The 23198-nt window shown below is 64.2% G+C and carries 22 protein-coding genes and 1 riboswitch; of the genes, 10 read left to right on the top strand and 12 right to left on the bottom strand.

Translation table 11 applies throughout. The annotated features are described in order from the left end of the window. Positions 1 to 83: 83 nt before the first annotated feature. Positions 84 to 1889: an AMP-dependent synthetase/ligase gene (locus AABD04_RS10390; protein ID WP_341441123.1), complete on the top strand. Its 1806-nt coding sequence runs from the start codon at positions 84 to 86 to the stop codon at positions 1887 to 1889. 25 nt (positions 1890 to 1914) lie between these two features. On the opposite strand, the gene AABD04_RS10385 is transcribed toward AABD04_RS10390, so the two are convergent. The 5 genes from AABD04_RS10385 to AABD04_RS10365 form a co-directional block, all read right to left on the bottom strand. Next, positions 1915 to 3039, bottom strand: a complete 1125-nt coding sequence (locus AABD04_RS10385) for a glycosyltransferase family 4 protein (RefSeq protein WP_341441122.1) — start codon at positions 3037 to 3039, stop codon at positions 1915 to 1917. 23 nt (positions 3040 to 3062) lie between these two features. Continuing rightward, positions 3063 to 4433 (bottom strand): hypothetical protein, encoded by a 1371-nt coding sequence (locus AABD04_RS10380; protein ID WP_341441121.1) that lies wholly within the window; start codon positions 4431 to 4433, stop codon positions 3063 to 3065. 31 nt (positions 4434 to 4464) lie between these two features. Continuing rightward, entirely contained in the window at positions 4465 to 5553 is a 1089-nt protein-coding gene (locus AABD04_RS10375; protein ID WP_423228131.1) for an NlpC/P60 family protein, read from the bottom strand. A 281-nt stretch (positions 5554 to 5834) separates the two neighbouring features. Further along, complete coding sequence (locus AABD04_RS10370; protein WP_243595022.1) at positions 5835 to 6389, bottom strand: C40 family peptidase; 555 nt, start codon at positions 6387 to 6389, stop codon at positions 5835 to 5837. A 16-nt stretch (positions 6390 to 6405) separates the two neighbouring features. Further along, positions 6406 to 6569: riboswitch (cyclic di-AMP (ydaO/yuaA leader) on the bottom strand. A gap of 115 nt (positions 6570 to 6684) precedes the next feature. Then, positions 6685 to 6909 (bottom strand): hypothetical protein, encoded by a 225-nt coding sequence (locus AABD04_RS10365; protein ID WP_374639748.1) that lies wholly within the window; start codon positions 6907 to 6909, stop codon positions 6685 to 6687. 203 nt (positions 6910 to 7112) lie between these two features. On the opposite strand from AABD04_RS10365, the gene AABD04_RS10360 reads away from it, so the two are divergent. Together AABD04_RS10360 and AABD04_RS10355 are read left to right on the top strand one after the other, a co-directional pair. Continuing rightward, positions 7113 to 8864, top strand: coding sequence for a DEDD exonuclease domain-containing protein (locus AABD04_RS10360; RefSeq protein WP_341441119.1), 1752 nt, complete (start codon positions 7113 to 7115; stop codon positions 8862 to 8864). Positions 8865 to 8965: 101 nt separating this feature from the next. Continuing rightward, a complete protein-coding gene (locus AABD04_RS10355) occupies positions 8966 to 9241 on the top strand; it encodes an Lrp/AsnC family transcriptional regulator (RefSeq protein WP_027497377.1) in 276 nt (91 codons plus the stop codon). A gap of 13 nt (positions 9242 to 9254) precedes the next feature. Here AABD04_RS10355 and trpD read toward each other — a convergent pair whose 3' ends face one another. Then, positions 9255 to 10316, bottom strand: a complete 1062-nt coding sequence (trpD, locus tag AABD04_RS10350; RefSeq protein WP_341441118.1) for an anthranilate phosphoribosyltransferase — start codon at positions 10314 to 10316, stop codon at positions 9255 to 9257. A 49-nt stretch (positions 10317 to 10365) separates the two neighbouring features. Continuing rightward, the gene (locus AABD04_RS10345; protein WP_341441117.1) at positions 10366 to 10842 is read right to left on the bottom strand and encodes a hypothetical protein; all 477 of its coding nucleotides are present in this window, start codon (positions 10840 to 10842) and stop codon (positions 10366 to 10368) included. A gap of 151 nt (positions 10843 to 10993) precedes the next feature. On the opposite strand from AABD04_RS10345, the gene ctaE reads away from it, so the two are divergent. The 5 genes from ctaE (at position 10994) to AABD04_RS10320 (ending at position 16024) form a co-directional block, all read left to right on the top strand. Further along, positions 10994 to 11605: an aa3-type cytochrome oxidase subunit III gene (gene ctaE, locus AABD04_RS10340; RefSeq protein ID WP_341441116.1), complete on the top strand. Its 612-nt coding sequence runs from the start codon at positions 10994 to 10996 to the stop codon at positions 11603 to 11605. An 83-nt stretch (positions 11606 to 11688) separates the two neighbouring features. Continuing rightward, positions 11689 to 12537, top strand: coding sequence for a cytochrome bc1 complex diheme cytochrome c subunit (gene qcrC / locus AABD04_RS10335; RefSeq protein ID WP_341441115.1), 849 nt, complete (start codon positions 11689 to 11691; stop codon positions 12535 to 12537). Then, complete coding sequence (gene qcrA, locus AABD04_RS10330) at positions 12534 to 13745, top strand: cytochrome bc1 complex Rieske iron-sulfur subunit (protein ID WP_341441114.1); 1212 nt, start codon at positions 12534 to 12536, stop codon at positions 13743 to 13745. The genes qcrC and qcrA overlap by 4 nt, the downstream gene beginning before the upstream one ends. Further along, positions 13742 to 15535, top strand: coding sequence for a cytochrome bc1 complex cytochrome b subunit (gene qcrB / locus AABD04_RS10325; RefSeq protein WP_341441113.1), 1794 nt, complete (start codon positions 13742 to 13744; stop codon positions 15533 to 15535). The genes qcrA and qcrB overlap by 4 nt, the downstream gene beginning before the upstream one ends. A 213-nt stretch (positions 15536 to 15748) precedes the next feature. Beyond that, positions 15749 to 16024, top strand: coding sequence for a helix-turn-helix domain-containing protein (locus AABD04_RS10320; RefSeq protein ID WP_243595030.1), 276 nt, complete (start codon positions 15749 to 15751; stop codon positions 16022 to 16024). A gap of 120 nt (positions 16025 to 16144) precedes the next feature. On the opposite strand, the gene AABD04_RS10315 is transcribed toward AABD04_RS10320, so the two are convergent. Then, positions 16145 to 16561, bottom strand: coding sequence for a cytochrome c oxidase subunit 4 (locus AABD04_RS10315; protein WP_243595031.1), 417 nt, complete (start codon positions 16559 to 16561; stop codon positions 16145 to 16147). An 18-nt stretch (positions 16562 to 16579) separates the two neighbouring features. After that, on the bottom strand, positions 16580 to 17662 hold the full coding sequence (gene ctaC, locus AABD04_RS10310) for an aa3-type cytochrome oxidase subunit II (protein WP_243595109.1): 1083 nt from the start codon (positions 17660 to 17662) through the stop codon (positions 16580 to 16582). Between the two features lie 221 nt (positions 17663 to 17883). Here ctaC and asnB point away from each other — a divergent pair, with 221 nt between their 5' ends. Next, a complete protein-coding gene (gene asnB, locus AABD04_RS10305) occupies positions 17884 to 19812 on the top strand; it encodes an asparagine synthase (glutamine-hydrolyzing) (RefSeq protein ID WP_341441112.1) in 1929 nt (642 codons plus the stop codon). Positions 19813 to 19855: 43 nt separating this feature from the next. Here asnB and AABD04_RS10300 read toward each other — a convergent pair whose 3' ends face one another. The 3 genes from AABD04_RS10300 to AABD04_RS10290 all read right to left on the bottom strand — a co-directional run bounded on the left by AABD04_RS10300 (position 19856) and on the right by AABD04_RS10290 (position 22437). Further along, positions 19856 to 20830, bottom strand: coding sequence for a carbohydrate kinase family protein (locus AABD04_RS10300; protein ID WP_243609946.1), 975 nt, complete (start codon positions 20828 to 20830; stop codon positions 19856 to 19858). 104 nt (positions 20831 to 20934) lie between these two features. Continuing rightward, positions 20935 to 21300, bottom strand: coding sequence for a HesB/IscA family protein (locus AABD04_RS10295; protein WP_068052114.1), 366 nt, complete (start codon positions 21298 to 21300; stop codon positions 20935 to 20937). A gap of 57 nt (positions 21301 to 21357) precedes the next feature. After that, complete coding sequence (locus AABD04_RS10290; protein WP_341441111.1) at positions 21358 to 22437, bottom strand: glycerate kinase family protein; 1080 nt, start codon at positions 22435 to 22437, stop codon at positions 21358 to 21360. Between the two features lie 101 nt (positions 22438 to 22538). Between AABD04_RS10290 and AABD04_RS10285 the strand changes: the two genes are divergently transcribed. Further along, entirely contained in the window at positions 22539 to 23198 is a 660-nt protein-coding gene (locus AABD04_RS10285) for a DUF3043 domain-containing protein (protein ID WP_341441110.1), read from the top strand.

Genomic DNA, 23198 nt, shown 5'->3' with positions numbered 1-23198 from the left:
AGCGCCCCGAAGCCGGGTCTACAGTATCTGTGAAGCCGAGCTATCGACTTTCGTTCTCCCCGTTCTATCCGGAGGTAATTTCCGTGCGCGAGTTCACCGCCGCCGCAAAGTACGCCATCGCGGACACCGACTCGGCTGTCGATACCGTGTTCGATCGTGCCCGCACCGCACCGGACGCGGTGGTGTTCCGCCGCTCGGTCGACCGGCAGTGGGTCGATGTCACTGCCAACGAGTTCGAGCGACTGGTGGTCGGAGTGGCCCAGGGGCTGATCGCCGCAGGCATCGAGCAAGGCGATCGGGTGGCACTGATGTCCTCGACGCGATTCGAGTGGTCGGTGATCGACTACGCGATCTGGGCGGCGGGCGGCGTGACGGTCCCGATCTACGAGACGTCCTCGGCCGGGCAGGTGGAGTGGATCCTCGAGGACGCCGAGCCGGTGCTGCTCATACTCGAGAACGACGCACACGTGCAGGAGACCACATCCGTTGTGGCAGCTGCGCCGTCGGTACGACAGACGTTCGTGATCGAGAACTCCGCCGGTGCCGACGCTGTCCAGGCTTTGACCGACGGCGCTGCCTCGATCTCCGAAGAGGTCGTGCACCAGCGGGTTTCGGCACTCCGCTCGTCGGACCCGGCCACGTTGATCTACACCTCCGGCACCACCGGTCGCCCCAAGGGCGTTCAACTGACCCATGCCAATCTGCTCGCCGAATCGCTCGGCATTCGCGAAACGTCACTGAAATCGCTGATGACACAGGGCCGAAGCACCCTGATGTTCCTACCCCTCGCACACGTCCTGGCACGCGCGGTGTCCATCGCGTCGTTCGATGCGGGAGTCACCCTTGGCCACACCAACGATATTCCGAATCTCGTCGCGACGTTCGGCACGTTCCAACCGGACTTCATCCTTTCGGTGCCGCGAGTGTTCGAGAAGGTCTTCAACACCGCCAAGCAGAAGGCGCACGCCGACGGTAAGGGCAAGATCTTCGACCTCGCCACCGAATGTGCGGTGGCGTGGAGTGAAGCCCAGGACACCGGTGGACCGGGAATCGTGTTGCGCGCCAAGCACACCGTGTTCGACAAGTTGGTGTACGGCAAGCTTCGGGCAGCGCTCGGTGGCAAGTGCGAGCTGGCGATCTCCGGCGGAGCCCCGCTCGGTGCCCGTCTCGGCCACTTCTATCGGGGTATCGGCGTGACGATCTACGAGGGCTACGGGCTGACCGAAACCACCGCGGCTTTCGCGGTCAACACGATCGGATTCCAACGAGTCGGCAGCGTCGGACGTCCACTGCCCGGCAACACCGTGCGCATTGCCGAGGACGGTGAGATCCAACTCCGCGGACCGGTGGTGTTCGACGGCTACTGGCGCAACGAGTCCGCGACGGCAGAGTCGCTCGACGACGGTTGGTTCCGCACCGGCGATCTCGGTTCCGTCGACGACGACGGCTACATCACGATCTCCGGTCGCAAGAAGGAACTGATCGTCACCGCAGGAGGCAAGAACGTATCCCCGGCCGGCCTCGAAGACCAGCTTCGGGCGGGTGCACTGATCAGTCAAGCAGTCGTCGTGGGCGATCAGAAGCCCTTCATCGGCGCACTCATCACCCTCGACCCGGAGGCGTTCGATCGCTGGAAGTCCGCCCACGGCAAGGACTCCGAAGCCACTGCCGCGGATCTACGGACCGACCCCGATCTCATCGCGGAGATAGACGCTGCCGTAGCCGACGCCAACAGGTCCGTCTCGCATGCGGAATCCATCAAGAAGTATCGACTGCTCCCCCATGACTTCTCGGAGGAGAACGGCGAGTTGACGCCCACGATGAAGCTCAAGCGCAACGTCATCACGTCGACGTACGCCGACGACATCGAGTCGATCTACGCGCGGTAGCCGCATCGACTCGCGGCAACGAGCATCAGATCAGTGACCGGAGCTTCTCGGTCAGAACGTCCCAGCGCCATTCCTCGTCCACCCATGCGCGGCCGGCGTTGCCCATCTGCGTGGCAAGCGTTCGATCGGACAGGATTCGCACGATCGCGTCGGTGATGCCCGAGACCGACGTACCGTCGACAACGAGCCCGGTCTTGTTGTGCTGCACTGCTTCCGGTGCACCTCCGGACATACCGGCGACGACGGGGACGCCACAGGAAGACGCCTCGAGATAGACGATTCCGAGTCCTTCGACATCGAGACCGGCACCCCGGGTGCGGCTCGGCATCGCGAACACGTCCGCGATGGTGTGGTGGGCGGCAAGCTCCGCGGACGGCACGGTACCGGTGAACACCACGTGTTCCTCCATGCCGGTGGATCGAACGAGCTCGCGCAGCGTCTTCTCGTAGGGCCCGCCGCCGACGATCACCAGAACCGCTCCGTCGACGGCCCGACGGATTCCGGGAAGCGCTCGGATCAGGAAATCCTGCCCCTTACGCGGAACGAGCCGAGACAGGCACAGAACGGTGGGGCGATCTCCGAGGCCGTACCGCGAGCGCAGTTCCGCGCGCGCGGCGGCGTCGGGCACGAAACGATCGGTATCGACACCGGGCGGTAGATGCTCGAGCGCGGCGGTCCTGCCGAAGGCCGAGCTCACGCGGCCCCTGGTGTACTTGCTGACATAGGTCACCACGTCGGTGTTCTCACCGATCGTGCGCAACGTTGCACGGCCACCGGGCACCATCGACCAGCCGACCTCGTGGCCGTGAGTACTCGCCACGATGCGATCCGCTCCGGCTTTGCGCAGATGCGACGACATCACAGCCAACGGAGCCGACGCACCGAACCATACCGAATCGCACCCTCGCGACTTCAGAATTCGAGCCGCGCGCCGGGCGACGAGCGGAGTCGGCAACATCAGCGTCGTCGGATGTCTGATCACCTCGAACGGCTGCTGGGCATCGAACTTCTCGTGCGAGTCGCCGCGCCACCGGGGTGCGTAGACCACGAGCTCGTCCGCGGGTAGCTGCGTGGCAAAGCTGTGCAGATAGGACTGGATACCACCGGGGCGAGGTGGAAAGTCGTTCGTCACGAGCAGAGTACGACGCATGGCGACAACCGTAGCGCCCCGGCTCAGCGTGACCGAGCAGCCACCCAGTCGCCCCAGGAAGCAACGAACTGGGCACGGTTCAACCGCAGTACCGACTCGAAAGGAGCATCGGCAGGGCCCTCGTTCGTTGGTTCGGACGCCAGCTCCTCGTACAGTCTGCGCAGCGTGGACTCGCCGAACCGATCGGCTACGAACGCGAACACCGACCACGCCGACTCGTATGCCACGCTCGACCGGGTGCCACCGGCACCGAAATCCTCGTTCTTCGGCAAGACCGTCGGCGGCCCCCCTGCCGCCACGATGGCGGCCAGAGTGGGAGCCAATTGCGCGAAGTCGGCACCGGAATTGCGATACCCGGAATAGTCGGCGAACCCCTCGGACACCCACAGCGGAGTACCGTCCGTCGTCCGCGCACGCGCTGCCACATGGGTCAATTCGTGTCGCAGAACCGAGCGAAGGGTGAACGGCGTCAACCGCGACGCGGCATCAGGGCCGAACACCACCCGCTGACCCGTCGGACGGGAGCCGTCGCCCGCCACCGCGTCGGACACCGTCACCGCGGCCACATCGGTGGACGGATCGGACCCCGTCAGTTCGGCGAACTCCTCCGCGGAGGAGGCAACGAAAACCAGCCCGTCGCGCGCCCAGTCGTCTCCCCAGAAATCGGTGACCGCCGCCGTTGCCGATGGGAGTTCGGCGGCAAGGCTGTCGACGAACTGCTCGCGATCCGGATGCCCCACGACCACCGAGGTCCCGGCTGCAGTGGGCACCGAACGCACGGTCAGTGGTCCGAAATCCCATGGCCCGCGCCAGGTCTGGCGTCGATACTCGGACAGGTCCGCGTCGTCGACCAACCGCCACCGACCGTCTCGCTCGGCCACGACGAGTGAGACCGGCCGACGCGTCGGCGATGCGTCCGGTCCGGTGACCGCGTATCGCAGATACACCGAGGGCGCCCAGACGTCGGTGGCATCGAGCGCCTCTGCGATCGACGGCGGAACCGGGGTCTCCGGCTCATGTCCCAGGTCGTAGCCGAAATCGGCGAACGGGACGGCCGACACCACTGCTGCCCGACGCACCTCCGCTTCCACGAAACCCGGATCGGCCCGCGGATCCATCAGCTCCCGCAGCGCATCGACATCGCCGGAACGAACCGCGCGAGCCCACCGATCCAGGAGAACGGTCACGTCGGCGCGGCGCTGTTGATCGTAGGTCGGTGAGGCCTGGGGATCGGTGACGGCCGAGGATGTGTCGGATATGCCGTCGGAGGTGCCGGCTCGATGAATCAGGAAGGCCGAGACCGCCACCGCCGCAACGAGGACGACCGCCAACCAGCGCAACCGTGCCGATCGCACGAGAGCATGCACTCCGGAGTGCCCGCTGGAGCCACTCATGCAGGCGTTCGGCGATCGTCGAGGCACACTGTCAGTATCGACGCGCCCCGTAGTACGGGAACGATGCCATCGACTGCACCTTCACGGGAACACCGAAGGTGGAGGCATGGAGCACGTTGCCGTTTCCGGCGTAGATACCCACGTGTGAGATGTCCGGATAGAACAGCACCACATCTCCCGGCTGCAGATCTTTCTGATCCACCGGGGTTCCGCCTGCTGCCTGCGCCTGACTCGACCGCGGCAGCGTCTTGCCCACCTGCTTGTAAGCCCACACGACCAACCCCGAACAGTCGAAGCCATCTGGGCCGGTTCCGCCCCAGACGTAGGGCTTGCCGATCTGCGTCAGCCCGGCCTGCAGCGCGCTCGCACCGGATCCGGGCGTCAGGCCCTGCAGAATCGTTGCGGGATCGAAGCCGTCGGGCAGTGCCGATCCGGCGAGAGCCAGCTGCTCGGAGGACGTGAGAGCACTGTAGGCGGCCATCACCTCGGCGATCTGACCTTGCAACTCGCTCTGCTTGGCCTGGAGGTCGTCGCTGACGACCTTGGCCTGTTCGGCCGCAACGCGTGCCTGATCCGCAGCCGCATTCGCGGCCTGCTCGGCGGTCACGGCGTCCGAACTCGCCTGCTTGAAGCGCGCGACCTGATCGGCGGTCTCCGCCGAGATCACATCGAGTGCCGACATCTGATCGAGCAACTGCTGTGGCGAGTCGCTGACCATGACGGCGAACAGTCGATTGGTCCGCGCACCCTGGTAGTTGACGTTGGCAACCTTGTCCATGGCCGGCTTGAGCTGCGCCAATTGTGCCTGCGCTGCGTCGACGGCAGCACGGCTCTGTTCGACGACGGCCTGCGCGTCGAGTTGCTGCTGATTCTTGGCATCGAGATCGATCTGAGCGTTGTGCAGGGATTCGGTGGTCTGCTCGGATTCGCGAGACAGCTCGGCAAGTTCGGTCTGTGCGTCGGACGCCGAGTCGAATCCCGGCTGTGCGATCGCCGTTGTTGTCGGCACCACGGTGATGCTCGCGGCCAACGCGACAGCAATCACCGAGTTACGGACCAGCCGCACCACTCGGGTAGATCTCGATATCGCCACGGAAAGCGACTCTCCGTCCTCACACATGTTGTCTCGATCGAGACAACGGTTGGAAAAATAGACCGAAAACGAACCCTACCCATGCTCTTACGGGCGCGGACGCGATCACGGTCCGAAATCGATGGGGGTTTCAGGTGACAGGTCACAAAGTAAACGTCGACCAGGTCTCGATCAGATTACGAACTGGACGTCCCGCTGTCCACCGGACCGGCGTGTCGCGGGCGTCCCGCCCGGGATACGACAACAGGGCCGAACCGGTAGTCGGTTCGACCCTGTCGGTCGTTCACAACGAACGTCGCTCGCTCGAATCAGTAACGGCGAGCGCCGTCGAACGGCATCGAGGCAAGCGGAGCAACCTTGACCGGCACGCCGGACGTGGATGCGTGCACCACATTGCCGTTGCCGACGTAGATGCCCGAGTGCGAGCCGTCGTAGAACGAAACGACGTCGCCGGGGGCCAGGCTGTCTCGCGACACCGGAGTGCCTGCGGCTGCCTGGTCGTAGCTCGTGCGGGGCAGGCTGACGCCGGCCTGCTTGTACGCCCACTGGACGAGGCCCGAGCAGTCGAACGAGTCCGGACCCGAAGCGCCGTACACGTAGGGTGCGCCGATCTTGGACTCTGCGGCCTGAACGGCCTTCGCTGCAGGAGTGACCTGGGGAGCCAACGGAGCTCCCGGTGCAGGCATACCCGGAACGTTGAGAGGAGGAAGGCCCGGGATGTCAGGAATCTCGAAGGTTCCGACGCCGGGAATGGTGAGGGGGGCCGCCATTGCGGGTGCGGCGGGAAGGATGACCACGCCTGCCGTGAGCGCTCCGGCTACGAGGACTCGCCGCAATGATCGGTTGGAAAGTTGTGACGCCACGAAAGATGGTGCTCCGTTTCTTCCTATCGTCCGCCGACCGAGTTAGCTGACGGGTTCGGGCTGGGAAGAGCAGCCCTACCCACCGGCCACTGTGCAGTGGCTCAGCGGGATTCACCCCAGTAGATATCGGGTTCCCGGTACGAACACTCTCGCGAGTGAACGATTAGGCGGTGACTTGCGACGCCACTCCGGTTTGGACTGGCGAGACTCCGCAAGGTCTCAGGAAGGTTACGAAATGGCATACCTCCGTGTCGACCCCAACTCGCCGAAGCGAGTGAAATCGGCCCGAAACCAGCTATCCAGCGCGTTGGTCGCCCGGTGTGTCACGAGTCGATAACAACGGAATCTCGGAAGTGTCGTCGTCGTCCACTACGAGCTTGAGCGTGGGTACCAGACCGACATCGGCAAGCACCCCCATAGCGCCCAATTCCTCCTGCTCGAGGGTGATACGAGAGGGTGGTCCGACCCACCGCCCATCCGATCTCGCCGGCATCCCGGGTGCCCCGAGAAGGACCGTCACGACGCAATCCGCACACGCGATGTCACGGACCAGGCAGTCACTGCAGTCGATGATCATGTGATCCTTGTCTCTTTTCGGTTTCCGGCGGTCGAATCAGCCGATCGAACGAAAGATAGCGCCGGCCACCGACAGGTTTCGTGACACGACTGCGTTCGACGACACGGTGGGCATTCCTGTCGGAGGTCGGACCTAATCTCGTCCCGGTGAGCCTGCCCATCCAGCTGACGTTCGACGAACTCGACACTCCGCTGCACGAGACCACGTTCGTCGTCGTCGACCTCGAGACCACCGGCGGCAGCGCTGACACCGAAGCCATCACCGAAATCGGAGCTGTGAAGGTTCGCGGGGGCGAGATCCTCGGCGAGTTCGCCACCCTCATCGATCCTGGCAGGTCGATCCCGCCGTACATCGTGGAGTTGACCGGCATCACGTCGGCGATGCTCATCGGTGCGCCTCGGATCGAGCGGGTACTGCCCGGTTTCCTCGAATTCGCGCGGGGTTCGGTGCTCGTTGCTCACAACGCCGGGTTCGACACCGGATTCCTCAAAGCAGCCGCCAGTCGCCTCGACATCGCATGGCCTCGGTTCCAGGTGCTCTGCACCGTCAAACTTGCTCGTCGAGTTCTCACGCGCGACGAGGCACCGTCGGTGAAGCTGTCTGCGCTGTCGACTCTGTTCAGATCCGGCACCCGACCGACGCACCGCGCGCTCGACGACGCCCGAGCGACAGTCGACGTTCTGCACGGCCTCATCGAGCGTGTGGGCAATCAGGGGGTCCACAGCTACGCCGAGTTGGTCGACTACCTACCAGCGGTGTCGGCCGGCCAACGAGCCAAACGCGGGCTGGCCGCCCATCTTCCCGGCACGCCCGGTGTCTATCTGTTCCGCGGCCCGTCCGACGAGGTGCTGTACGTCGGTACGTCGAACAACCTCAAGCGGCGCGTGCGCAACTACTTCACCGGCTCGGAGACGAGAGGCCGGATGAAGGAGATGGTCGCGCTGGCCACTCGCGTCGACCACGTCGAGTGCGCGCACGCCCTCGAAGCAGGAGTCCGGGAACTGCGTCTGCTCTCGGCGCACATCCCGCCGTACAACCGTCGTTCGAAGTTCCCCAAGAAGGGGTGGTGGATCACCCTGACCGACGAGGCCTTCCCTCGCTTGTCGATCGTTCGCGCACCGGCACCGAACGGTCTCGGACCGTTCTCGGTTCGCGGTGATGCCGCGGAGGCCGCCGCCCTCGTCGCGGAGTTCTGTCGTCTACGAACGTGCACTCGCCGTCTGTCTCGCTCGGTCCGTCACGGTGACAACTGCCCGGCAACCGACGTGGGCGGCTGCCCTGCGGCGCTGTCCGGACCGCTGACGGCCGACGAGTACTCGGAGGCTCCGACGCAGTTTCTCGCGCTCGTGTGCGGTCAGGACGACGCCGTTCTGTATTCCATGCGGCGCCGCGTCGACGACCTCGCGGACAAGGAGCTGTACGAGACGGCTGCTCGGCTGCGCGACCGCATCGCGATCACCGTGGACGCACTACGCAGGATGCATCGGTCGGCAGCTGTGGCCGCCATTGCCGAACTCGTTGCGGCGCGCCGCACTCCCGACGGTGGGTGGGAGTTGATCGTGGTGCGATTCGGACGCCTCGCCGGCGCTGCCGTCGCGCCGCGCGGAGTGCACCCGATGCCGGTGGTCGATGCCATCGCCGCGTCGGCCGAGACCGTGATTCCCGATACGACGCCCCTGAGAGGCGCACCACCGGAGGAAGTGGCCCTGATCGCGTCCTGGCTGCGCACCGACGGGGTTCGGATCGTGCGGACGAGCAGTGGCTACTGCAGCCCCGCGAGGTCGGCAGGTTCGTGGGAGTCGTGGTGTCGGACGGCCAAAGAAGCAGCGAGGCAGGCAGGAATGGAGCCCGCGGAACGATCGGTGAGGCAGGAGTGGAGCCCGCGGAACGACTTATGAAGCACGAGTGGAGCCCGCGGAACGACCGGTGAGGACCGTCAGCAACTAGGGTTTGCTCGAAGCTCGCGATGTGTTGGGCTCGAGATTCTTGAGGAGCGCAGATGATCAATGCCATCGTCTTGATCGACGCCGAGGCCGACTTGATTCCGGAGGCGGCGCAGGCCGTTGCCGATGTCGACGGTGTGTCGGAGGTCTACTCGTGTGCCGGAGATGTCGATTTGATCGCCATCGTCAAGGTTCGCGATCATGCCTCGATCGCAGAGGTCATCACCAAGCACATCAATCGCGTGCGAGGTGTGCGCAGCACCACCACTCACATTGCGTTCCAGTCGTATTCGAGCGCCGACGTGGATGCGGGGTTCTCGATCGGCGAGTAGTCGCCGATCGACGTCAGTCTGCGAGCTCTGTGGTGCACCGAGCCCAGTCGGCGAGGAGCCGCGCTGCTGCGCCGGAATCGACAGTGGCTGCGGCTGCGGCCAATCCGGCCTCGATGCGGGCGGGGAGGTCGCCGGACACTCCATGGTGCGCCGCCAATGCTGCGGCCGCATTGAGCAGGACGGCGTCGCGGATCGGTCCGCGCTCGCCGGCGAACACGCGATGGGCCACTGCCGCATTGAATTCTGCGTCACCGCCTCTGAGTGCTTCGATCGGTGCCCGGGCTATGCCGTAGGCGAGCGGATCGATCGACTCGACCGTGACCGAGCCCCCGGACACCACGTGCACGGTGGTGGTGGTGGACAGGGTGATCTCGTCCAGTCCGTCGTCGCCGCGTACGACGAGCACCGAGCTGCCACGGGCGGCGAACACGTCGGCGACCACCGGAGCGAGATTCTCGAAGGCGCAGCCGATCAGGCCGGCGCGCGGACGCCCCGGATTCGTCAGTGGCCCAAGAACATTGAAGACCGTCGGGATTCCGATTTCCTTGCGCGGTGCGGCAGCGAAGCGCAGTGCCGGGTGGTGTATCGGCGCGAAGCAGAACCCGATGCCGACCTGCTCGACACTGGACGCGACCGCGTCGGCTCCCAGTGTCACGCGGACCCCCAGCGCCTCGAGCACGTCGGTGGTGCCGCTCTTGGACGACGCTGCGCGGTTGCCGTGCTTGACCACTCTCGTGCCGCTGGCGGCAACGACGATCGCGGCCATGGTCGAGATGTTGACGGTGTCGGCCCCGTCACCTCCGGTGCCCACGACGTCGACGGCATCGGGATCCGTATCGACGAGCACGGCGTGTGCCAGCATCGATTCGGCGAGTCCGCTCACTTCCGCCGGAGTGGGCCCCTTCATCCTCAGGGCAACTCCGAACGCAGCGATCTGCGCGGCCGTGGCGTTGTCGGCCATGATCTCGTCCATAGCCCAGGCGGTGTCGGCACTGGACAGGTCGATGTTCGTCGTCAACGCGCCGAGGATTCGACGCCACGTTCGCGGCTGCTCGTCAGTGGTCGGTGCGTTCAAGACTGTTCCGTTCGTCGATCCATGGCGGCGGACGTGGTGCCGTGGAAGCTTAGCCAGTCGCTGCGTCGGACTGCGCGGGCTGCAGCGCGTCCCAGCCGAGCACGACTCCCCCGCGCCGCTGAGCGAGGCCCGCCATCCGGGAGCGTTCCTGCGAGCAGTGCAAGGCGTCGAGCACCTGCACACGTTGCAGAACCAGAGCGACACCGTCGTCGACCTGTGGGCGATAACCGGCGGTATCCGGTAAGTCGGCGCTGGGCCCCACTTCGTAGCCGTCCTGAGCTGCAACCGCTGCGGCGTCCTCGACGTGTTGGGACGGCAGCAGTAGGTGATGCCGAAGCACCACGTCCGCCGAGTCCGTCCACTCCGGCCGGGTTCGCGCCGCGTCGTCGAGTACCGCCGAACACGCCTGTGCGTCGTCGAAGCAGCTCGCCACTATCACCAGATCGTGTCGAGTGGGGTCCAGACGTTCTGCCGTCGATCGCGAGAACAGTCTCCGAAGCCATCCACCGCCGGTGCTCTTTGCCATGAGGCCAGCCTTGCACGACTGGACCCTACCGGCCCGTACTGGGTCCTTGACCTGCACGGGAACAAGGACCCGATTGGATTCGTTGACACGCGACGCGCCAAGAGTGGACCCGGATATGCCTTCCGTACTACGACGGGTCATACTTCTCTTTGTGACGAGCGCTGTAGGGACTCAAGGATCGGCAATCACCCAACGCGTGCACTCGCTGAACCGTCCCAATATGGTCAGCGTCGGCACGATCGTGTGGCTGTCGAGTGAACTCATGTTCTTCGCCGGGCTGTTTGCGATGTATTTCGTCGCACGCGCTCAGGCGAACGGAATTTGGCCACCGGAGCCGACCGAACTCAACCTCGGTCTCGCGGTGCCGGTGACGGCTGTGCTGATCGCATCGTCGTTCACGTGTCAGCTGGGCGTTTTCGCCGCTGAACGTGGAGACGTCTTCGGCCTCCGCAGGTGGTACATCGTCACCTTGGCCATGGGCGCGTTCTTCGTGGCCGGCCAAGCGTACGAGTACTACCACCTGGTGCACGAGGGCACGACGCTGTCGAGCAGCGTGTACGGCTCGGTCTTCTACATCACGACCGGCTTTCACGGTCTGCACGTCATCGGCGGGCTCATCGCCTTCGTCTTCCTGATCACCAGAACGTTGGTCAGTAAGTTCACGCCCGCGCAGGCCACCGCCGCAATCGTCGTTTCTTACTACTGGCACTTCGTCGACATCGTCTGGATTGCCCTCTTCGCAACGATCTACTTCATCCGCTAGTGATGTTCAGCAGGCCAAAGATAGCGAGCGAACGGATTCAGCCCCCGACGTTCGGTCAGTCCCGACACGACAAGGGATAGAAGATGAGTACATCTCCCCCAGCAGCACCCGTCGACAAAGCCGCCTCCAAGACGAGACGGCAGCGTAAGACGCGTCGACGTATCACCGGTGCCCTCGTCCTGATGATGGGCCTTCTGAGCGCGGGATTCCTCGCTTCGGCGTTGACGCCTGCCCCGCAGGTTGCCACCGCCGACACCGATTCGGCAGCGCTGATCCGTGAAGGCAAGCAGCTGTACGACACGTCCTGCGTCACGTGCCACGGCGTCAATCTGCAGGGCGTTCAAGATCGCGGACCGAGCCTCATCGGTGTCGGCGAAGCAGCTGTCTACTTCCAGGTGTCGAGTGGCCGGATGCCCGCCGTTCGCAACGAGGCACAGGCTCTACGCAAGCCGCCGAAGTTCAACGACAAGCAGATCGATGCCCTCGGTGCCTACGTTCAGGCCAACGGCGGCGGACCCACGGTCATCCTCGACGACAACGGCGAGATCGCCCAGGAGTCTCTCCGCGGCGACGACATCGCACGCGGTAGTGAGCTGTTTCGGTTGAACTGCGCGTCCTGCCACAACTTCACCGGTCAGGGCGGCGCGCTGTCCTCGGGCAAGTTCGCGCCGGATCTGGGGCCCGCCAACGAGCAGCAGATCTACACCGCCATGGTCACCGGACCGCAAAATATGCCGAAGTTCTCCGATCGTCAGCTGACGATCGAGGAGAAGTCGGACATCATCGCTTACGTCAAGTCGGCTCAGGAAACCAAGGCCGCCGGCGGTTGGGGCCTCGCAGGCTTCGGCCCGGGTACCGAGATGGTCGCCCTGTGGGTTGTCGGCATCGCCGCAGTCGTCGGCGCAACTTTGTGGATCGGAGCTAGATCATGACCGACGGCGATTCCGGCCGTAAGGACGCGAACAACGACGACGAAACCGGACGCAAGGATGCATCCGGTGCCGAAGGCGTGAACGCGAACAAGAAGTACACCGACGAAGAACTTGCTGCGATGAGCCGCGACGAACTTGTCGCACTCGGCACCAACCTCGACGGTGTCGACGTCGCCTTCCGCCGCAACCGTTGGGCTGTGGAAGGTACTCGTGCGGAGAAGCGAGCCGAGCGCAGCGTGGCGATCTGGTTCGCGATCGCCGGTCTGTCTGCAGTCGCCTTCATCGGCATCTACCTCTTCTGGCCGTGGCAGTACGCCGGAATCGGTGACGAGAACTACAACCTCTACTCTCTCTACACGCCCCTGATCGGCGGCACGATGGGTCTGGCGATCCTTGCCGTCGGCGTCGGAGCGGTTCAGTTCACCAAGAAGTTCATCCCCGAAGAGGTCTCCATCCAGGACCGCCACGACGGCAGTTCGTCCGAGACGGACCGCAAGACCTTGGTGGCCGAACTGGGTGACTCGCTCGACACTTCCACGATCGGTCGCCGCAAAGTGATCAAGAGGTCGCTGCTCTTCGGCGGTGGGGCACTCGGCGTGATGGCACTACTACCCCTCGGTGGCCTGATCAAGAATCCGTGGGCCAAGGGCGAAGATTCTCCGTTGTGGGTATCCGGGTGGACTCCTCGCTACGATGGAGAGACCATCTACCTCCGACGAGACACCGGGCGACCGGAAGATGTCGTTCTCGTTCGGCCCGAGGACTTGGACGCTGGTGCTATGGAGACCGTCTTCCCGTTCCGCGAAGCGGACCGCGAAAGCGAGCACGACCTGCTCGTGTCGTTGCGTGGAATTCGCAACTCGGTCATGCTCATTCGCCTGCGCCCCGACGCCGCCAACTCTGTTGTCAAGCGCAAGGGCCAAGAGAGCTTCAACTACGGCGATTACTTCGCCTACTCCAAGATCTGCACGCACCTGGGTTGCCCGACATCGTTGTACGAGCAGCAGACAAATCGCATTCTTTGCCCTTGCCATCAGTCGCAGTTCGACGCGCTCGAGTACGCCAAGCCGGTTTTCGGACCGGCCGCGCGCGCGCTGCCTCAGCTTCCCATCACAGTCAACGAGGAGGGATACCTAGTGGCACGCGGAGATTTCAACGAAGCACTGGGTCCCGCCTTCTGGGAACGTAGACCGGAGCGTGATTCATGAGTCCTTCATTGCAAACCCTCGCCGCCAAGCAGGCCGACGACGTGGACAGCCGGTATCACTTGGCACCGGGGCTGCGCCGTCAGATCAACAAGGTGTTCCCTACCCATTGGTCGTTCTTGCTCGGCGAAATCGCGCTCTACAGCTTCGTCATCCTGCTGATCTCGGGCGTGTTCCTCACCCTGTTCTTCGATCCATCACTCAGCGAGGTCGTGTACGACGGCGCGTACACCCCACTCAACGGCGTGACGATGTCGCGTGCATACGCCACTGCCCTCGATATCTCGTTCGAGGTACGCGGTGGTCTGTTCATGCGGCAGATCCACCACTGGGCAGCATTGATGTTCGCGGCGTCGATCATCGTGCACATGGCGCGCATCTTCTTCACCGGTGCGTTCCGTCGCCCGCGTGAGGCCAACTGGGTCATCGGTTGCCTCCTGCTGATCCTCGCCATGTTCGAGGGCTTCTTCGGCTACTCGCTTCCCGACGACCTCCTGTCGGGCACGGGCCTGAGGGCGGCCTTCTCAGGCATCACGATGAGTATCCCGATCGTCGGAACCTGGATGCACTGGCTGATCTTCGACGGGGACTTCCCGGGCACCATCATCATTCCGCGCCTGTACGTCGCTCACGTCCTACTTCTACCGGCCATCATTTTGGCTCTGATCGCAGCTCACCTGGCCTTGGTCTGGTACCAGAAGCACACGCAGTTCCCCGGACCCGGCCGCACGGAGAAGAACGTCGTCGGCGTTCGCATCCTCCCGGTGTTCGCGGTCAAGTCCGGTGCCTTCTTCGCCGTGACCTTCGGTGTGCTCGCCGCGATGGGCGGATTACTGCAGATCAACCCGATCTGGAACCTGGGCCCGTACAACCCGTCCCAGGTGTCGGCTGGCTCGCAGCCCGACTTCTACATGATGTGGACAGACGGCCTGGCCCGACTCTGGCCTGCGTGGGACATCTACATCGCCGGTCGCTACACCATTCCGGCCGTGTTCTGGGTGGCAGTGATCATGGGTCTGGTGTTCACGGTCATGATTGCCTACCCGTGGATCGAGAAGCGACTGACCGGCGACACTGCTCACCACAACTTGTTGCAGCGTCCCCGCGACGTGCCGGTCCGGACCGCAATCGGTGCGATGTCCATCGCGTTCTACGTCGTTCTGACACTCTCGTGCGTCAACGACCTGATCGCATACAAGTTCGACATCTCGCTCAATGCGATGACGTGGATCGGACGCATCGGCGTTCTGATTCTCCCGCCCATCGCGTACTTCGTCGCCTACCGCTTCTGCATCGGCCTACAGCGCAGCGACCGGGCAGTGCTCGAGCACGGCATCGAAACGGGAATCATCAAGCGCCTGCCGCACGGTCAGTACGTGGAAATCCACCAGCCACTCGGACCGGTGGACGATCACGGACATCCGATTCCGCTCGATTACCAGGGCGCAGCCGTACCCAAGAAGATGAACAAGCTCGGCTCGGCTGGAAAGCCCGGCTCGGGATCGCTGTTCAGTCCTGATCCGGTGGCCCAGAGCAAGGCTCTCGAAGACGCGCTGCACAAGGGTGAACACGAGCAGCTCACGATGCTCCGCAATTACCAGGCGGGCATTCACAGCAATGGTCACTCGAACGGCAACGGCCACGCCAACGGCCACGGTCACTCGAACGGCCACGCCAACGGCAATGGTCACTCGAACGGCAACGGTCACTCGAACGGCAACGGAAACGGCCTCCACTCGAACGAGGACCCTGCTATCTCCTCGGGTCGACAGGACACCGACAGCGAGCGCTGACACACGAGAAAGCTGAAGAGGGCGGCACCGGCAACGGTGTCGCCCTCTTTGCTTTGTCCGAGAACGCTCACCCGCGCTCGGACCGGACGTATTTTCGGTCGATACGAACGGACCACTCCCCTCCCCCGCACCCGGACCCGCACCCGGGACGTCACCGACCCGTGACGTCCCCGGCAGCTCCGGCGTTCACGCCACCGGTATTACTATCGGTGCATGGTCCGCATTCCCCTCAGCCCCGGCGAACTCGCCCGCGGCGCCAGGCTCGGCACCGCTCTCCGTCAGGCCCGTGGCGGCCGAACCATGACCGACGTGGCCGGTGCAGCCGGCATCTCGGTGGAGACCCTGCGGAAGATCGAGACCGGCCGCATCCCGACTCCGGCGTTCTTCACCGTTGCTGCTCTGTGTGGTGCGCTGAACGTCTCGCTCGACTCGCTTGCCGACTCGACCTGCACTCCCGTCCGCCCACGTACCGAGGCCGACGCCTCCTGACACATCCCCTTGAGGGTGGCGTATTTCGGCTCTACCCTCGTGCCCATACAGATACATCGGAAAAGGGCCCTGGTCGTTCGTGAGAACGACCAGGGCCCTTTTCGGGTGAAGCTGGTGACGTCAGTGCTTCTCGGCACCCACGTGGTACTCGAAGACCAGGCCTGCAGCAGACGCGATGACGCAGACGACGCCGAGAGCGATCAACCACGGCTGGAAGAACGCGAAACCGAGAGCGGTGATGGATGCAGCACCTGCGAGCACGATCGGCCAGAAGCTCCCGGGGCTGAAGAAGCCCAGATCGCCTGCACCGTCGCTCACCTCGGCATCGTCGAAGTCCTCGGGACGGGTATCGAGGCGGCGCGCGACGAAACGGAAGTAGGTACCGACGATGAGCGTCAGACCCACCGACAGGAAGATGGCGGTGACTCCGGCCCACTCCACACCGGTACGGCTCAGGCCCGTGAACAACGCGTACACGATGCCGACCAGCAGAAAGAAGACCGTGAGGATCTCGAAGATCTTGGCTTCGATTTTCATATCAGCATGCTTCCTTGGTCAGTTGCCTTCGGCGACAGTGGCGGCGGTACGGACGGTGCGGTCGGTCTCGAACGGCGAGGTGCTCGTTGCGATGGGGCTTTCGCCGATGGCCTCGAGCGCCTGTGCGTTGGTCAGCGCTTCTCCGCCCTCGGACGTGGGCTTGCGCAGTTCGATGTACTGCTCGAACCGCTCCGGAGAGACAGCGCGAACCTCGAAGTTCATCATCGAGTGGAAGGTGCCGCACATTTCGGTGCACCGCCCGACGAAAGAGCCCTCGCGTTCGATCTCGCTGATCTGGAAGACGTTGTCGGAGTGGTTCTCCTCGGGGTTCGGGAGAACGTCACGCTTGAACAGGAACTCCGGAACCCAGAATCCGTGAATGACGTCCGAAGACGCGAGTACGAATTCGATGCGCTTGCCGGTCGGCAGAACCAGCACCGGGATCTCGTCGCTGGACCCGACCGTTTCGATCTTGTTGTAGTGCAGGTATGACAGATCCTGAGTGGATGCTCCGTTGATCGGCCCTGGAACGAACTCGCCGTCCTCGCTGCCCTCGGCACCTTCGCCCGGCGTTGCGGCAGCCTCGGCGGCAGCCTGCTCTTCCTCGTCGGTGCCCTCGTACTTGGCGGCACCGTCCTTGAGGTCGATGGTCCGGTATCCGAACTTCCAGTTCCACTGGTACGCCGTGACATCGACCTGAACGTCCGGATCGGCCTGCTTCTCGTCCACGTAGTTCTGAACCACCACGGTGAAGTAGAAGAGAACGGCGATGATCACGAACGGGACCGCTGTGTAGAACAGCTCCAATGGAACGTTGTATGCCGTCTGGCGGGGGAACTCCGGTGAGCTCTTCTTCTTACGGTGGAACAACACCACCCAGAAGATCAGAACCCACACGATGATGCCCATGACCAGGGCAGCAATGACCGACCACGTCCACAGATCGCCGATGCGTCGCCCCTGAGGGGTGACGCCCGAGGCGAAACCGAAATTGAGTACGTTGTCGCTGCTGATGGAACAGCCCGACAGCATCAACGCGGCTACACCGAGAAATGCTGTCAGCCCCGCTCGACGAAGGATCCGACTCTGCGCCACGTTCACGCCTTCCTGATTGCCCACCACTGAAGAATAAGGGCTTCCACATGCAGATGCCCGAGTACTACGCAGCGTAGACCAAAGCCGGCGGCGAACCACTCTCGGGTCGTTACCGACGACCCAGCGTGTCTGCGGCATACTCGGATCCTGATCCACGGTCCCGCTGACGACCTCGCGGAGACCCATCCCTGCATTGTCCCCAACTGCGAGAAGAGGTAGCAGACGCTGTGTGTGGACTGCTCGGAGTACTGACATCTCACGGAACGACCGCCGCAGGCGTCGAACTGGTGAGTTCGGCGACCCATTGCATGCGACACCGCGGGCCGGACGAGCCCGGTGGCACCTGGCACGACGACGATGTCGTCTACGGGTTCAACAGGTTGTCCTTCATCGACATCGAGCACTCCCATCAACCGATGCGGTGGGGACCGCCCGAGTCGCCGAACCGGTACGCACTCGTGTTCAACGGAGAGATCTACAACTACCTGGAACTGCGGGCCGAACTGGCCCGCGACCACGGTGCGGAATTCGTCACCGAGGGTGACAGCGAATCGATCGTCGCAGCGTTCCACTACTGGGGTGCCGCCGCAGTGCAGCGGCTGAGGGGCATGTTCGCGTTCGCCGTCTGGGACACCGAGACCCGCGAGATGTTCATCGCCCGGGATCCGTTCGGCATCAAACCGCTGTTTCTCGCCACCGGGCCGGGAGGCACCGCCTTCGGCAGCGAGAAGAAGAGTGTGCTCGAACTGTTGGACACGGTCGGCGTCGACACCGATCTCGATCCGCGCGCCATCGAGCACTACACCGTGCTGCAGTACGTCCCCGAGCCCGAGACCCTGCACGCCGGCGTTCGGCGGCTCGAATCGGGCTGCTACGCCACCCTCTCCCCCGGTACGCCGCCGAAGGTCACTCGCTACTTCACGCCGAAGTTTCCGGTGCAGCCCTTCGCACCCGGCAGCGAGAAGGCTCGCTACCAGGAGATCGCCGAGGCCCTGGAGGACTCGGTGGCCAAGCACATGCGCGCCGACGTCACCGTCGGCTCGTTCCTGTCGGGCGGCATCGATTCGACGGCGATCGCGGCCCTGGCAATCCGCCACAATCCCGACCTGATCACGTTCACCACAGGATTCGAGCGCGATGGCTACTCCGAGGTCGATGTCGCAGCGGAGTCGGCGGCCGCCATCGGTGCGCGCCACATCGTGAAGGTCGTCGGACCGGAGGAGTTCGCGGCGTCCATTCCCGAAATCGTCTGGTACCTCGACGACCCGGTCGCCGACCCAGCGCTCGTACCGTTGTACTTCGTCGCCAAGGAAGCCCGCAAGCATGTGAAGGTCGTGCTCTCCGGTGAAGGTGCAGACGAGTTGTTCGGCGGCTACACCATCTACCGCGAACCACTGTCGTTGAAGCCGTTCGAGTCGCTTCCTGCCTTCCTGCGCCGCGCAGCGGGTTCGCTGAGCGAGCGGATCCCGGAAGGCACTCGCGGAAAGAGCCTGCTCAACCGAGGCTCCATGACCCTCGAAGAGCGGTACTACGGCAACGCTCGCAGTTTCAACGATGCGCAGTTGCGATCGGTGTTGCGCGAATTCAGATCCGAGTGGACGCACCAGGACGTGACCGCTCCGATCTACGCGCAATCGCAGGGCTGGGATCCGGTGGCTCGCATGCAACACCTGGATCTGTTCACGTGGCTACGCGGCGACATTCTGGTCAAGGCCGACAAGATCACCATGGCGAACTCGCTCGAGCTCCGAGTTCCGTTCCTCGACTCCGAGGTCTACAAGGTCGCCGAGAAGCTGCCGCTCGAGCAGAAGATCACCAAGACCACCACCAAGTACGCACTGCGGCAGGCGCTCGAGGGAATCGTTCCAGGTCATGTGCTGCATCGCGCCAAGTTGGGATTCCCGGTGCCGCTGCGCCATTGGCTGCGCGGCCCGGAACTCTTCGACTGGGCGCATCAGCAGATCGCCGAATCGCAGACCGACCATCTGCTGAACAAGACCGCCATCGTCGCGATGCTCGACGATCACCGCGCCGGCAAGTCCGATCACAGCCGTCGGCTGTGGACACTGCTCATCTTCATGGTGTGGCACGGCATCTTCGTGGAGAAGCGCATCGTGCCGCAGATCGCCGAACCGGAGTACCCGGTCAACATCTGATCGCGGTCTTCCCGCCCGCACCGGGCGGGAAGACCGACCATCATCACGCCGGAAGCAGTGCGCCGATCTCCTCGCCCGCCTCGGCACCGTACGCCGCGGTCAGACGCTTGATCGCGTCGTCGCGGTTGAGTTCCCATTCCTGAGTGCCGGTGGTCTCGAGCACCAGCACGGCCACCAGCGAACCGAGTTGCGCTGCACGTTCGATGCTGGCTCCGCCCATGTGCGCGGTGAGGAAACCGGCCCGGAAGCCGTCGCCGACACCGGTCGGGTCGACCTTGCTCGTCTCGGGTACGACACCGATGTGAGTGTGTTCGCCGCCTTTGGCGACGATGTCGACGCCGCGCTTACCCAGCGTCGTGACACGCAGATCCACCTTCGCGGCGATGTCTGCGTCGGACATGCCCGTCTTCTGCTTGAGGAGCGCCCACTCGTACTCGTTGGTGAACAGGTACGCGGCACCGTCGATCAAGTCGGTTGCCTGCGCGGCGTCGAGCCGGGCGAGCTGCTGTGACGGGTCGGCCGCGAACGGGATGCCGGCAGCACGACACTGTGCCGTGTGCGCGGTCATGGCGTCGGGGTCGTTGGCACCGATGAGAACCAGGTCCATCTTGTTCTCCGCCGCCAGTGCCTCGATGGAAATATCACGGGCCTCGCTCATCGCCCCGGGGTAGAACGACGCGATCTGCGCCATGTCCTCGTCCGTGGTGCAGACGAAGCGGGCGGTGTGCGCGGTGGCGGAGACGCTCACGCCACTGCAGTCCACTCCGTGCTCTTCGAGCCAGGTTCGATATTCGGCGAAGTCCGGTCCCACAGCTCCGACGAGCAGTGGCGCACCGCCGAGAACTCCCAGTGCGTATGCAATGTTTCCGCCGACGCCGCCCTTGCGGATGACCAGATCGTCCACCAGAAAGCTCAGCGATATGTTCGAGAGCTGATCGGCAACGATCTGCTCGGCGAACCGTCCGGAGAATCGCATCAAATGGTCGGTCGCTATCGAGCCGGATACCGCGAGAGTCACGAAGGAGGGCCTTTCGGTTCGTAAATGCTGGGGAAGTGACAGGCAGACACAACTGTGACCGATACACGCTTACGTGTATCGGTCACAGTCGAATACGAGTCAGCTCAGTTGAACGAGTCGCCGCACGCGCACGATCCCGTGGCGTTCGGGTTATCGATCGTGAAGCCCTGCTTCTCGATCGTGTCCACGAAGTCGATGGATGCACCCTCCACGTACGGAGCGCTCATCCGGTCCACTGCGAGGGTGACGCCGTTGAAGTCGACCGCGAGGTCGCCGTCGAGGCTTCGGTCGTCGAAGAAGAGCTGGTAGCGCAGTCCTGCGCAACCACCCGGCTGGACGGCGATACGCAGAGCGAGGTCGTCGCGGCCTTCTTGATCCAGCAACGCCTTGGCCTTGGTCGATGCGGTCTCCGTCATGGTGACCTTGTGCGCCGTGGTTTCGGTCGTTGCGGTCTCATTCGAAACGGTCATGGGTTCTCCCTATCAGTCGTACAACCCGTGAATTACTCAACCGTACTCCCGGTAGCTCTATTCCTCACGCTCGCCGCCTCGGTCGACCGCAGTTTCGGCAACGTCGGCCGCGACTCGCGCGGCCAGCTGTTCGAGCTGGTTCGCCGCGTCGGACATCGCCAGCTCCACCGATCCCGCGAACTCGGTGACGGAGTGCGCTGCCGAGATACCCGCCGAGTCCAACTCGTCAGCGGACAACGTGACCTGGCCTGCCAGAACGATCGTCTCGATGCCCGTTACCCCTCCCGCGGCAGCAATTCTGGTCACCAGCTTCCCCCGCAGCGACTGCGAGTCGAATTTTCCCTCGCCGGTCAGCACCAGGTCGACGGAGTTCAGCAGTTCCTGCTGCCCGGTTCGTTCGGCTACCACGACGGCACCGGGGAGTTGCCTGCCACCGAGAGCGAACAGAGCCGCACCGAGACCACCCGCCGCTCCGGCACCGGACAGTCCTGCCACCTCGTGGCCGGCGGCGGCGAGCACTGCGGCCCAATCGGTGTTCAACTCCTCCAGCCGAGCGACGGTGTCTGCGTCGGCACCTTTCTGGGGGCCGAACACTCGTGCTGCACCGGCGTCGCCCAGCAGCGGGTTCTCCACGTCCGAGGCGGCAACGAGGTCGATGTCCGACAACCTCGCGACTGCCGATCCGAGACCGCCCAGCGCACGGATCATCGCGCGCCCGCCGTCGGTGCAGCTGCTTCCGCCGAGTCCGACGAACACCGTTCGAGCCCCGGCGTCCAGGGCGGCGTCGAGTAGCTGACCGACGCCGTAGCTGCTCGCCTTCAGCGCAGAGAGCGCGGTGGGCGGGCCGTCGAGCAAATGCAGTCCACACGCCTGAGCCGATTCGATGTACGCCGCCGTACCGTCGAGCAGCCAGCAGGCCCGGACCGGGTTGCCGAGGGGCCCGTCCACGTCTGCGAACTGCACGGTCCCGATACGCGAGGCCAAGACCTCGACGAAGCCCGGGCCGCCGTCGGATTGGGGCGCGAGCTCGAGTTCGTCGGTCTCACGAACCGAGGCCCATCCCTTGGCGATGGCGTCGGCCGCGGCCGCAGCAGTCAAGGTGTCTCCGAACGAATCCGGCGCAATCATCACTCGCATCGTCGGAAGTCTAGGGCTGCAGCGCCGGGACTTCCATCCGCTGTTTCCCCGCTGACCTGGCCGGTGTTCGATACCGAGGAGCCATCCCATACTCTGAGTGCGTGAAGCTGCTACGCCGTGGAAACTCTGACAATTCGGACGGAAACGACTCGAACGAATCCGAGTCGACGACGGCCGGGAGCGACGCGACCCCTTCGGTGTCTCTCGGCAAGGGCCGGCCGACCCCCAAGCGCCGTGACGCCGAGTCGCGGCGTCGTGGGCCGGTTGCGCCTGCTCCCCTGACGAGCAAAGAGGCACGCGAGCGTCGCAAGGCGAACAAGGGCAGCAAGGAAGATCGCAAGGCCGCCTCCAACGAGCGACGCGCCGCCGCAGCCGAGCGACGCGCACGCATGCTCGCGGGCGACGACAAGTACCTGCTCCCCCGCGACAAGGGTCCGGTTCGCGCATACGTGCGCGACATCGTCGACGCGCGTCGCAATCTCGTGGGCCTGTTCATGCCGCTCGCGTTGATCCTGATCTTCGCGTTGTTCCTGCAGCCTCAGGTGCAGCAGTACGTCACGCTCGGCATGTTCGTGATGATGCTCTTCATGGTCGGTGAAGGCATCTACCTCGGCAAGATGATCAACAACAAGATCCGGGTGCGGTTCCCCGAGACCACCGACGGCGGTTTCAAGATCGGGTGGTACGCCTTCGTTCGCGCGTCCCAGATCCGCAAGATGCGCGCTCCCAAGCCGCGAGTCAGCGCCGGCGAGGCCGTCTGA

Source organism: Rhodococcoides navarretei, assembly GCF_038069675.1.
Classification (GTDB): Bacteria; Actinomycetota; Actinomycetes; order Mycobacteriales; family Mycobacteriaceae; genus Rhodococcoides; species Rhodococcoides navarretei.
This window is presented reverse-complemented; position numbering and strand designations above follow the sequence as displayed.